Below are 12065 nucleotides of genomic sequence, written 5' to 3' on the forward strand. Positions count from 1 at the left end.
CGCTCCGTGCATTCTATCGGTCGACGCTGCGCCGCGGCGCGGGGCGGCGGCGTGAGCCGTCCGTTGCCGATCATCCACGCGCGGCGCGAGCGCGGCGAATCGGCCATGGAGCGCAAGGTCGAAGAGCTGGACCTGGAGTTCAGCAACGGCGAGCGGCGCGTGTTCCACCGGCTCACCTCCCCCGGCCACGGCGCGGTGGTGGTGGTGCCGATGCTGGACGCGCAGACCGTGCTGCTGGTGCGCGAATACGCCGCCGGCGTGCACCGCTACGAACTGGGCCTGGTCAAGGGCCGCATCGATGCCGGCGAGACACCGCTGCAGGCGGCCGACCGCGAACTCAAGGAAGAAGCCGGTTACGGCGCCCGCCAGCTGCAGGTGCTGCGCGCGATGACCCTGGCCCCCACGTATATGAGCCACCAGTCCTGGCTGGTGCTCGCGCAAGATCTCTATCCCGAAAAACTGGCCGGCGACGAGCCGGAGGAACTAGAAGTGGTGCCCTGGAAACTGGCTGAACTGGATCAACTGATGTTGCGTGAGGATTTTTCCGAAGGGCGTTCGCTGGCGGCGCTGTTCATCGCCCGCGAGTGGCTGGGTCGAGCCGGATGATGCGCATCACCGCAGACCTGCGCGAAACCGTCATCGCCATCGCCATCGACGCCGCCGCGGCGATCATGGCCGTCTATGCCACCGGCTTCGACGTCGAGCACAAGGCCGATGCCAGCCCGCTGACCCAGGCCGACCTGGCCGCGCACCGGATCATCGTCGAAGGCCTGGAGCGGCTGACTCCGGACCTGCCGGTGCTGTCCGAGGAGTCGGCGCACATTCCGTGGGACGTGCGCGAGCACTGGACCAGCTACTGGCTGGTGGACCCGCTCGACGGCACCCGCGAGTTCGTCAAGCGCAACGGCGAGTTCAGCGTCAACATCGCGCTGATCCACCAGGGCGCGCCGGTGTTCGGCGTGGTCCAGGCGCCGGTCGATGGCCGCGTCTGGCACGCGGTGCGCGGCGAGCAGGCGTACCGTCGCGACGGTTTCCGCGACACCGCGCTGAATACGCGGCGGCCGGCCAGCGCGCCGCTGCGGGTGGCGGCCAGCCGCTCGCACCGCGATCCGCGCACCGACGCGCTGCTGCTGCGCATGGGCGAGACCGAAGTGATCGCGCAGGGCTCGTCGCTGAAGTTCTGCCGCATCGCCGACGGCGAGCTGGACGTGTACCCGCGCTTCGGCCCGACCTCCGAATGGGACACCGCCGCCGGCCAGTGCGTGCTGCAGGCCGCCGGCGGCACGCTGCTCGCCGCCGATACCGGCAAGCCGTTCCGCTACAACCGCCGCGAATCGCTGCTCAACGGCGATTTCCTGGCGCTGGGCGATCCGATGCTGCCGTGGCGCAGCTGGCTGGGCTGAGCGCTCGCTGTCGCCGGCAGCGGCGATGGCCTGCAAGGCGGCGTCGCGGCTGACGCGGCCGCAATGCGCGCCCTCGGTCGCCGGGCGCGATGACGGCGCTGCGGCCATGCGCCGCCGGTCGTTCGCGTGCGCCGCCGCGCCGCTGGTCCCGTCGCCGGCCGCTCATCGTGCGGGCCGCTCTGCCAAACTAGCCGGCAGGCGGCGCCGTTGCCGTCGCATCGGAACCCGCACGTGACCGCAGCCCGCTACGACCTTCCCGCCCTGCTCGAGATCATGGCGCGCCTGCGCGATCGCGCGCACGGCTGCCCCTGGGACCTGGAGCAGGATTTCGCCAGCATCGCCGCGTACACGATCGAAGAGGCGTACGAGGTGGCCGATGCGATCGACCGCAACGACCTGGACGAGCTGAAGGACGAACTCGGCGACCTGCTGCTGCAGGTGGTGTTCCATGCGCAGATGGCGCGCGAGCAGGGCGCCTTCGGCTTCGACGACGTGGTGACGGCGATCTGCGGCAAGATGGTGCGCCGGCACCCGCATGTGTTCGGCGACAGCCAGGTCGCCGACGCCGAGCAGCAGACGCTGAAGTGGGAAGAGATCAAGCGCAACGAGCGCGCCGCGGCCGGCAAGACCGACAGTTCGGCGTTGGCCGGGATCGCCCGCGGCCTGCCGGAATGGCAGCGGGCGGTGAAGCTGCAGGCGCGCGCGGCACGGGTCGGCTTCGACTGGCCGCGGCCGGAACCGGTGCTGGAGAAGTTGCAGGAAGAGCTGGAGGAAGTGCGTGCGGAATTCGCGCGCGGCGCGGTGCAGGACAACCAGGCGCGGCTGCAGGACGAGATCGGCGATCTGCTGTTCGTCTGCGCCAATCTCGCGCGCCACGCCCAGGTCGATGTCGGTGCTGCGCTGCGCCATGCCAACCAGAAATTCGAACGCCGCTTCCGCGCGATGGAGCAGCTGGCGCAGCACGACGGCAGCGCGCTGGATGGCTTGTCCCTGGATGGGCAGGAAGCCTACTGGCAGCGTGCCAAGCGCCAGGAACGCGACGCGGCGCAGTGAAGACGCTGCTGCTGTTCGTGCTGACCGCCGTGGCCGAGATCGTCGGCTGCTACCTGCCGTACCTGTGGCTGCGCGAGCAGCGCAGCGCGTGGCTGTTGCTGCCGGCGGGCGCCAGCCTGGCCGCGTTCGTGTGGCTGCTGAGCCTGCATCCGGAGGCCAGCGGCCGCGTCTACGCCGCGTACGGTGGCGTCTACATCGCGGTGGCGCTGCTGTGGCTGTGGGCGGTGCAATCGATCCGGCCCACGCGCTGGGACCTGCTCGGCGCCGGCCTGTGCCTGCTCGGCATGGCGGTGATCATGTTCGCGCCGCGGCAGGCCTGAGCGGCGGAAGGTGGGCGTGGCGCAGACGCGGCGGTCCACGCTGCTGGGGACGTCCTGCGCAGCGGCTCCCCGCTGCCGCGTCCGTCCTCTTTAATGTAGGCGCCCGCGCGGCGGCGTATGCTGTGCCTGCGCTGCCTGGGAGGGCCAACGCATGCGTCGCTTCGACAGTTTCCGCGCGTTCTATCCGTTCTACCTTAGCGAGCACCGGCATCCGCTGTCGCGGCGGCTGCATTTCGTCGGCAGCCTCGGCGTGCTGGCGAGCCTGCTGCTGGCGCTGTGCACCGGCCAGCCGCGTTGGCTGTGGGCGGCACCGGTCTGCGGCTACGGCTGCGCCTGGATCGGCCATTTCGTGTTCGAGAAGAACCGCCCCGCGACCTTCAAGCATCCGCTGTACTCGCTGGCCGGCGACTGGGTGATGTTCAAGGACATGCTGCTGGGCCGCATCCGCTGGTGACCGGCACGTGGGCGTGCGCTGGCTATACTGCCAATTCGATTCCTTCCTGGTTAATGGAGCAACCTGATGCCGTCCACCTTCTTCCTCGCGCTGGTGATCCTATTTTTCGGCGTGGTGGTGCTGTTCAAGACCGTGCGCATGGTGCCGCAGGGCTTCCAGTGGACGGTGGAGCGCTTCGGCCGCTACACCCACACCCTGTCGCCGGGCCTGCACTTCCTGATCCCGTGGATGTATGGCGTGGGCCGCAAGGTCAACATGATGGAACAGGTGCTGGACGTGCCCAGCCAGGATGTCATCACCAAGGACAATGCGGTGGTGCGCGTGGACGGGGTGGTGTTCTTCCAGGTGCTGGACGCGGCCAAGGCCGCCTATGAAGTGTCGAACCTGGAGATCGCCACGATCGCGCTGGTGCAGACCAACATCCGTACCGTGATCGGCTCGATGGACCTGGACGAATCGCTGAGCCAGCGCGAGACGATCAACGCGCAGCTGCTCAACGTGGTCGACCACGCGACCAATCCGTGGGGCATCAAGGTCACCCGCATCGAGATCCGCGACATCCAGCCGCCGCGCGACCTGATCGATTCGATGGCGCGGCAGATGAAGGCCGAGCGCGAGAAGCGCGCGCAGATCCTGGAGGCGGAGGGCTCGCGGCAGTCGGAGATCCTGCGCGCCGAGGGCGAGAAGCAGGCCGCGGTGCTGGAGGCCGAAGGCCGCAAGGAGGCCGCGTTCCGCGACGCCGAGGCGCGCGAGCGCCTGGCCGAGGCCGAGGCGCGCGCCACCACGATGGTGTCCAAGGCGATCGCCGAGGGCGACGTGCAGGCGATCAACTACTTCATCGCGCAGAAGTACGTGGAGGCGTTCAAGGAACTGGCCACTGCGCCGAACCAGAAGTTCGTGCTGATGCCGATGGAGTCCAGCGGCATCATCGGCTCGATCGCCGGCATCGGCGAACTGGCGCGCGAGGCGCTGAGCAAGCAGCAGTCCGCGCCGCCGGCGGTGCCGCGCGGCATGCCGCCGCGCAGCGGAGTCTGAGCGATGCGCGCGGAGGTGGTGGCGTGGGGCGCGCTGACCCTGCTGCTGTTCGCGGCCGAGGCGCTGGCGCCGGGCGCGTTCATGCTGTGGATGGGCTTCGCCGCCGCGGCGGTGTTCGTCGCCGTGCTGGCGCTGCCGGACATCGCGCTGCTGCTGCAGATCGGCGCGTTCGTGGTGCTCAGCTTCGTCTCGATTCAGGTGTACCGCACCTGGTTCCGCGGCCGCGACCGGGTCAGCGACCGGCCGCTGCTCAACCGCCGCGCCGAGCAGTTGATCGGCCGGGTGGTGAGGCTGGACCAGCCGATCCAGGCCGGCCGCGGCCGCGCCAAGGTCGACGACGCGTTCTGGGTGGTCGGCGGCCCCGACCTGCCCGCCGGCAGCGCGGTGCGCATCGTCGGCGTCGATGGCATGACGCTGCTGGTGCAGGCGGAGTGAGGCCGGGATTCGGGACTCGGGACTCGGGACTCGGGACTCGGGATTTTCGCAGGTGCCGCGCTTTTTGCTCTTCTGTGGGAGGGGCTGGACTGAGATTGCAGAGAGGCAGTTGCTTTCTCAAATAGTTGGCACTTCTTTCATTGCATCGCTTGACGGCGATTTGCCCCGGGAAGCCATCCTGCCGTCCCGAGTCCCGAGTCCCGAGTCCCGAGTCCCGAGAGTGCCATTCCTTATCCCCCACATGGCCGGCGATAATGGGCGACTTTCCTCACGGACCCGTGCCATGACCCAGAAGACCATCCTCAACGACAGCCATCGCGCCCTCGGCGCCAAGATGGTCGACTTCGGCGGCTGGGACATGCCGATCCACTACGGCTCGCAGATCGACGAGCACCATCAGGTGCGCCGCGACGCCGGCATGTTCGACGTCAGCCACATGACCGTGGTCGACCTGCATGGCGCGCAGGTGCGCGGCTTCCTGCGCCACCTGCTGGCCAACTCGGTGGACAAGCTGAAGCTGCCGGGCAAGGCGCTGTACACCTGCATGCTCAACCCGCAGGGCGGGGTGATCGACGACCTGATCGTCTACTACATGTCCGACACCTTCTTCCGCCTGGTGGTCAACGCCGCCACGCGCAGCAAGGACCTGGCCTGGATCGGCGCGCAGGCGCAGGCGTTCGGCGTGGAGGTGCGCGAGCGCGAGGACTTCGCGATGATCGCGGTGCAGGGCCCGAATGCGCGCGCCAAGGCGATCGGCCTGCTGCGCGAGGACGACCGTGCCGCGGTGCAGAAGCTGGGCCGCTTCGCCGCGTTCGAGGCGACCTCGACCGACGGCGTGGCGCTGTTCGTCGCGCGTACCGGCTACACCGGTGAGGACGGCTTCGAGATCGTGCTGCCGCAGGAGCGGGCGGTGGCGTTCTGGAACGCGCTGCTGCAAGCGGGGGTCAAGCCGGCCGGACTGGGCGCGCGCGACACGCTGCGCCTGGAGGCCGGCATGAACCTGTACGGGCAGGACATGGACGACAGCGTGTCGCCCTACGAGGCGGCGCTGGCCTGGACCGTGGCGCTGGACGAGGGCCGCGTGTTCATCGGCCGCGACGTGCTCGAGGCGCAGAAGGCCAACGGCGCGCCGCGGCAGATGATCGGCCTGGTGATGGACGAGAAGGGCGTGCTGCGCCACGGCCAGAAAGTGCTCACCGCGCAGGGCGACGGCGAGATCCTGTCCGGCACGTTCTCGCCGACGCTGGGCAAGGCGATCGCGTTCGCGCGCGTGCCGGCCGGCGACCCCGGGCAGGTGCGGGTGGACATCCGCGGCAAGGAGGTGCCGGTGCGCGTGGTCAAGTTCCCGTTCGTGCGCGAAGGCCAGGTCCAGCCCGGCGTCCTCGAGTGAACCGGCCGCCGCCGCAATGCGCCCGTGACGTCGTTGCGGAGCATCCGGTTCGCTACACTAGCCACCCATCCCCGATACCGTCTTTTTCCGGAGCAGCCCCATGAGCGAGATCCCTGGCGACCTCAAATTCCTCAAGTCCCATGAATGGGCGCGCGTCGAAGGCAACGGTCGCGTCACCGTCGGCATCTCCGAACATGCCCAGGGCCTGCTCGGCGACCTGGTCTATGTCGAGCTGCCCAACGTCGGCGACGAGGTCGTCGCCGGCAACGGCGTGGCCGTGGTCGAGTCGGTCAAGGCCGCGTCGGACGTGTACAGCCCGCTCACCGGCAAGGTGGTCGAGGTCAATGCCGCACTCAGCGACAAGCCGGAGACGATCAACGAGGACGCCTACGGCGAAGGCTGGATCTTCGTGCTGGAGATCGCCGATCCGGAGCAGTTGAACGACCTGCTGACGCCCGACGACTACGCCGAACTGCTCGAGGAAGACGGCCACTGAGCCGAGCCCCACGTCGCGACAGCCGAACCGGCCGCCTTGTGCGGCCGGTTTTCGTTTGTGCGGCACAAGCGAAAGCGGCGGCAGGAAGCGGAGCGCGCTGTCGACAGTCCGCGAGGTTTGCCGATCGGGCGATCGGCATGTCCACGTGGGCGGCGTAGCGGCGAGCGGACGCAACGCAGGCGCCGGATGCGCCGCACCAGGCGGCGGATGCCGGCCGCGCCGCACGCATTGACGCGCACGACGCGGTCGCCACGTGCTGGAAGGCGGCGCCACTGCAGCGGTGCCTGGACGCGGCGAACGTCGCGCCGGTTTTTTGGCAGTGACGGTGATGTGCATCGCAGTCGGGCGTCGCGGGCGCGGCGTCTGCCGATCGCAGCAGCGCTTGCTGCGCTGCGGCCAGCGTCGGCCAGCGGCGTCGCGTTCGTCCGCTCGGGTGTGTTCGTCGTGGCGTGCGCGCGCGGTGCTGCGGGTCGGTCGAGGCGAGACACGCACTCGGCAGCGGACGCGGCGGCAACAGCACGCGCGACGCATCCGGTCGCGTGTGCGTGATGTGCCGGTGAGGAGCATGCGCAGACATGCGGACGCTACAACGGCATCGTCGCCGCCGCTTCGATGCACTGCGAGGCGCCGCGCACGTGCGCTCGCAAGCGCCGAACAACGCGAAAAAGTTTGCGCAGTTTTGCGCATTTGCTCTTGTGCGATGCCGGAACGGCGCATGCCGCGAAAAGTTTTTTTCAGCTTGCGGACAGGCTCGCGTGCGTGTGCCTGGCTGCCGTCAGCGCCGCGCGCGGCAGCGCGCGAAACGGCCGGTCGCGTCGGCGTGTTGCGAAAAAGCACGGGAATTACCGCTGTTTTTGTTTGCGTCGAAGTTTCGCCGCGGGTTTCGCAACGGCTGTTGTCGAGGTCCCGGGGTCGCCGATCGCGACGATCGGTGCGTTCGCGGCACGCGACGCCTGAAAAAAAATTGCGTAGAACTGTTGACAGTAAAAAAAAGCGTGATTAGGTTTCGCCCAGCAGACGTTGCTGCGCAAGCGAGTGAATCGGATCGACATCAGAACGCGAAGCACAACTTGGACCTCCACCAGGAACCTGATGATGGTGGATCAGGTGTCGCTTCCTTCCGAGAAACGCAACGTCTCCCCTGGCACGACACCCGTATCGAGCTTCGATACGGGTGTTTCTGTATCCGACCCGGCCCGCACTACGCGCCGGCGGATCCTGCAGGCGGACCATCGCCGCGGGTTTGCTTTAACTGGGCGTTTTCAATCCATAGTTCACTGACGAGGAGCCATCCCATGGCCACGAAAAAAGCTGCGAAAAAGAAGCCGGCTGCTAAGAAAGCGGTCAAGAAGACTGCCGCCAAGAAGCCGGCAGCGAAGAAGGTCTCGGTAAAGAAGGCGGTCAAGAAGGTCGCCAAGAAAGTCGCCAAGAAGGTCGCCAAGGTGAAGAAGGCGATCAAGAAGGTCGCCAAGAAGTCCACCGCGAAGAAGGCGGTAAAGAAGACTGCGAAGAAGGCCGCCGCCAAGAAGACCGTCAAGAAGGCCGCCCCGAAGAAGGCGGTAAAGAAGACCGCGAAGAAGGCCGTCGCCAAGAAGGCCGTGAAGAAGTCGGCTGCCAAGAAGCCGGCCGCGAAGAAGGCCGTCGCCAAGAAGGCCGTCGCGAAGAAGAAGCCGGCCGCTCGCAAGAAGAAGGCCGCTCCGGTCGCGCTGCCGGCAACGCCCGCGCCGCTGATCTGATCTGATCCATCCCGATAGCCGTACCCTAAGCTCTCTCCCCGGTGCCCAGCGGGGAGGGAGCTTTTTTATGGGCGTGCGTTTGCCGTCGCTGCGGCGAACCGTTTGCCGTGGCGCCGATGCGCCACCGACGTGTGCGCCATCTGCCGGGTGCCTGCCACCGACGCGTCGCCTGCGCGCTGGCCAGTCTCCGAGCCGGCGCCGTTGCCGCCATCGCATTCTATTGCCGCCTGGTGCGTGCCCGAACTGCACCGAATTCCGGACTGGGTCGCGCCCGGCAGCAGCGATGCCGCGCGCGTCCGCCAAGCGGCTGCGTCGCTGTCGCAGACGAGGTGTTCGCCGACTCCGCTCGGCTTCTCCTGCGTTTGCACAATGGCATCCAGGCAGTGCCGCCATGCCGGCGCTGGCAGCCTCGGCGTTTTCAAACCATCCGCGCCGCGTGCTCTGCGCTGATTGCCGCGCTCGATGCGCCTGTGCGGCGCGTGCGAGCGCGGCAGAGCCGACGTTGCGTGCTGTACCCCATCGCCGCAGTGCCGAGCTGCTGCGTGGCTTGGCCGACCGATCCTCTTTCTCCTGCCGGTGCCTGGGGCCCCTTTGCGAAGGCAGGCACGCAGCGCCGAACGAGGGGGCGTGCGTAGCGTGGCGATGCGCATCGCATGGGCAGCGGCTGCCGCGAGGCTTCGCCCGGACCCGTACGGCGACCTTTTTGCCACGAGGCTTCGCCCGGACCCCTACAGCGACCTTTTTGCCACGAGGCTTCGCCCGGACCCTCACCCCAACCCCTCTCCCGACGGGAGAGGGGCTTTATTCGCTTGATGGGACATCTGTGCGAGCATCCGCGCCGGTTGCGGTTGCGGTTGCGGTTGCGGTGGCGACAGCCGACGGCCAACGCAACCACGGCGTTTCGGTAGACGGGTTCAAGCAGCGCCTGCGCATGGGCGATGGGCCGGGCCGGTGCCGCTACCGCGCGTTGCTCCCGTATAGGAGCGGCAGCAGCGGCGACCGTATCGCCTATCGACGCCGGATTGCGCGCAGTCGCTGGCTTGCGTAGCACCACCCGAGCTTGTCGCGGTGAAGCCGCCCCCTATCGGCCAGGTCTCGCGAAGGCCGCGCACCAGACAGCAGAAAGGCGGCTTGCGCCGCCTTCCGCCGAACCATCGGGGACTGCCTGCGTCAGTGCGGCGACGCGGTCGACTTGGACGAGGACGCGCCCTTCTTGTCCTTCGGATCCGGACGCTCGGCCATCATGTTGTCGCTGCCGAAGTCGGTGTCCACGTCCAGCCAGCGCTGCGTCGGCAGGCCGATCGCGCGGTCCAGGATGGTCGGCAGCAGGCCGGAGGGCAGGCCGCTCTCGCCGTTCCACAGGATCGCCACGCCCAGGTCGCGTTCCGGCACCAGCGCGATCAGGCCGCGATAGCCCTGCACCGCGCCGGCATGGAACACCACCTGGTGGCCCGAGTAATCGAAGATGCGCCAGCCCAGCGCGTAGCTGGCCGAGTTGACCCGCTCGCGGCGCCAGCCCGAGCGCATCTCGCCCGGGGTGGTGATCAGCGGCGCATGCAGCGTGGCCAGCAGCGGCGCCGGCAGCACGTCCGGACGGTGCCCGGTCTGCGCGATCAGCCACTGCGCCATGTCGCTGATGCTGGCGTTGACCCCGGCGGCCGGGGCCAGCCGGTAATAGGTGGGCTTGGGCATCAGCGACACCCAGCCGTTGCGGCTGCGCACGTGCGGGCGCGCCCAGCGCGGGCTGGCCTGGATCCCGGCCAGGCCCATGCTGGCGTCGTTCATGCCCAGCGGCTTGAAGATGCGGCGCTCCACCGACTGTTCGTAGAAGCTGCCGGAGGCGGCGAACACCACATCGCCGATCAGGCTGAAGGCGACGTTCTGGTAGGCGTAGCAGTCGCCCGGCGCGCACTTGAGCGGCGCGTAGGCGAGCTTGTGGCTGAGCGTGTAGTAGTCGGTATTGGATTCGACGTCGCGGTCGTAGGCGTTGTAGGTCAGGCCGACGCGGTGGCTGAGCAGGTCGGCCACGTTCAGCTGGCGGGTGGCGACCGGATCGCTGAGCTGGAAGCCGGGCACGTAGTCGACCACCTTGCTGTCCCAGCGCAGGGTGCCGTCGTTGACCAGCAGCCCGGCCATGGTGCCGGCGAAGGCCTTGGACAGCGAGGCCAAGCGGAACACGGTGTGCGCATCGACCGGCTCGGGGCGGTTGACGTCGGTGACGCCGTAGCCGCGCGCGCTGATCACCTGGCCGTTGTGCACGATCGCCACCGCCAGGCCGGGCACGCGCTCGCCGTAGGTGAGCTGTTCGGCCATCGCTTCCAGGCTGGCGACATCGAAGTCCCTGGCCAGCGGCAGCACCTTGCTCTCCGGCAGCGACGCGCGGTACGGCAGCGGCTGGGTCGGCGAGGTGTAGCGCGTGGCCTCGGTGTAGATCGGCGGCGGCAGCGGCTGCGAGGGCGCCGGCGTCTGCGCGGTGGAGGACATCGCAAAGGGCAGCAATGCCCCGAGCAACCCGGTTGACACCGGTCGAAGGAGCCGGTGCCTGCTGTTCTGTTTCATCGCGCGTGTGGCCTGTGAGGTGCTGCCGAAACCGATTCTAGCGCCGCTTTTCGTGATTGCACAAACCGGGAGAAGATGAATGGGCATCGTCTTGATCCTGCTGGTGATTTTGCCGGGCCCACAATGCCGGCACCGCGGCGTCCGGCGCGGCTGCCGCGACGGCGCGGCGGGTGCCTGAAACACATGCAACCGGTGTGCCGAAGCCGCTGCGGTCGCCGCGGGTCGGGCTGAACCGTTGCCGGTGCAGTGACGGCACGGTGCCGCTGCGGGATCATGGCGCATGCCCAATCCCGACCTTGCCCCGATCCCCGCCGCGCGGACGGCGCCTGCCGCCGCGACCTGGCTGGGCCTGGCCTTCGTGCTGGTCTGGTGTACCGGCTACATCGCCGGCAAGCAGGTGGTGGCGCATGCCGCGCCGTTCACCGCGCTGTTGTGGCGCTTCGGCCTGACCGCACTGTGCTTCGCGCTGGCCGCCGGTCCCGCACGCCTGCGGGCGCTGCCGCGGCAGGAACTGGCACGCAGCGCCGTGGCCGGGGTGTTGATGCTGGCCTTGCAGTTCGGCGGGGTGTACGCGGCGTTCGCGCTGGGCACCGGCTCCGGCGTGGCCGCGCTGGTGATCGGGGCGATGCCGTTGCTGGTGGCCTGGGCCAGTCCATGGTGGGGCGGTCAGCGCTTGCGCGTGGCGCAGTGGCTGGGCATGGCGCTGGGTTTCGCCGGTGTCGCCACGGTCGCTGCCGATCGTATCGATGGCGCCACGCCGTGGGGCGGCTGGCTGGCCTTGCTGGTGGGCCTGTTCGGCATCGCCGCCGGCACCCTGTACCAGAAGCGGCATGCCGCACAGCTCGACCTGCGCGTCGGGCTGGCGGTGCAGAACGCGGCGGCGACGCTGCTGCTGCTGCCGCTGGCGGCATGGGAAGGCTTCCGCTTCCAGGCCAGCGACGGCTTCGTGGCGGCGATGGCGTGGCTGGTGCTGGTCAATTCGATCGGCGGCTTCGCGCTGCTGTTCCTGTTGCTGCGGCGCGGCGCCGCCACCCAGGTGGCGAGCCTGTTCTTCCTGATGCCGCCGGTGACCGCGGTGTTCGGCCACGTGCTGCTCGGCGAGCACCTGACCGCGCTGAAGCTGTGCGGCTTCGCGCTGGCGGCGCTGGGCGTGTGGCTGGCCGGACGCACGCGCTGAAGCGCGG

12 protein-coding genes are annotated in these 12065 nt (G+C 68.7%); 11 read left to right on the forward strand and 1 reads right to left on the reverse strand.

Annotated elements, in window-relative coordinates; all coding sequences use genetic code 11:
- Positions 1 to 105 precede the first annotated feature (105 nt).
- The 10 genes from nudE to NRY95_06815 all read left to right on the forward strand — a co-directional run bounded on the left by nudE (position 106) and on the right by NRY95_06815 (position 8322).
- Entirely contained in the window at positions 106 to 606 is a 501-nt protein-coding gene (nudE, locus tag NRY95_06770) for an ADP compounds hydrolase NudE (protein UYC18526.1), read from the forward strand.
- Complete coding sequence (gene cysQ / locus NRY95_06775; protein ID UYC17652.1) at positions 603 to 1403, forward strand: 3'(2'),5'-bisphosphate nucleotidase CysQ; 801 nt, start codon at positions 603 to 605, stop codon at positions 1401 to 1403. Before nudE ends, cysQ begins: the two co-directional genes overlap by 4 nt.
- 273 nt (positions 1404 to 1676) lie before the next feature.
- Positions 1677 to 2456 (forward strand): nucleoside triphosphate pyrophosphohydrolase, encoded by a 780-nt coding sequence (gene mazG / locus NRY95_06780; GenBank protein ID UYC18527.1) that lies wholly within the window; start codon positions 1677 to 1679, stop codon positions 2454 to 2456.
- On the forward strand, positions 2453 to 2776 hold the full coding sequence (locus NRY95_06785; protein UYC17653.1) for a YnfA family protein: 324 nt from the start codon (positions 2453 to 2455) through the stop codon (positions 2774 to 2776). Before mazG ends, NRY95_06785 begins: the two co-directional genes overlap by 4 nt.
- Before the next feature lie 151 nt (positions 2777 to 2927).
- Positions 2928 to 3230, forward strand: coding sequence for a DUF962 domain-containing protein (locus NRY95_06790; GenBank protein ID UYC17654.1), 303 nt, complete (start codon positions 2928 to 2930; stop codon positions 3228 to 3230).
- Positions 3231 to 3296: 66 nt separating this feature from the next.
- Positions 3297 to 4265 (forward strand): SPFH/Band 7/PHB domain protein, encoded by a 969-nt coding sequence (locus NRY95_06795; protein ID UYC17655.1) that lies wholly within the window; start codon positions 3297 to 3299, stop codon positions 4263 to 4265.
- Between the two features lie 3 nt (positions 4266 to 4268).
- On the forward strand, positions 4269 to 4700 hold the full coding sequence (locus tag NRY95_06800) for an NfeD family protein (protein ID UYC17656.1): 432 nt from the start codon (positions 4269 to 4271) through the stop codon (positions 4698 to 4700).
- A gap of 283 nt (positions 4701 to 4983) precedes the next feature.
- Complete coding sequence (gcvT, locus tag NRY95_06805; protein UYC17657.1) at positions 4984 to 6090, forward strand: glycine cleavage system aminomethyltransferase GcvT; 1107 nt, start codon at positions 4984 to 4986, stop codon at positions 6088 to 6090.
- Positions 6091 to 6190: 100 nt separating this feature from the next.
- The gene (gene gcvH / locus NRY95_06810; GenBank protein UYC17658.1) at positions 6191 to 6586 is read left to right on the forward strand and encodes a glycine cleavage system protein GcvH; all 396 of its coding nucleotides are present in this window, start codon (positions 6191 to 6193) and stop codon (positions 6584 to 6586) included.
- A gap of 1295 nt (positions 6587 to 7881) precedes the next feature.
- Positions 7882 to 8322 (forward strand): hypothetical protein, encoded by a 441-nt coding sequence (locus NRY95_06815; GenBank protein ID UYC17659.1) that lies wholly within the window; start codon positions 7882 to 7884, stop codon positions 8320 to 8322.
- 1170 nt (positions 8323 to 9492) lie between these two features.
- Here the strand turns inward: NRY95_06815 and NRY95_06820 are convergent.
- Complete coding sequence (locus tag NRY95_06820) at positions 9493 to 10845, reverse strand: beta-lactamase family protein (protein ID UYC17660.1); 1353 nt, start codon at positions 10843 to 10845, stop codon at positions 9493 to 9495.
- 316 nt (positions 10846 to 11161) lie between these two features.
- On the opposite strand from NRY95_06820, the gene NRY95_06825 reads away from it, so the two are divergent.
- Positions 11162 to 12058 (forward strand): DMT family transporter, encoded by an 897-nt coding sequence (locus tag NRY95_06825; protein ID UYC17661.1) that lies wholly within the window; start codon positions 11162 to 11164, stop codon positions 12056 to 12058.
- Positions 12059 to 12065: the final 7 nt, after the last annotated feature.

The organism is Xanthomonas campestris pv. phormiicola (genome assembly GCA_025666215.1).
Lineage (GTDB): Bacteria > Pseudomonadota > Gammaproteobacteria > Xanthomonadales > Xanthomonadaceae > Xanthomonas_A > Xanthomonas_A campestris_A.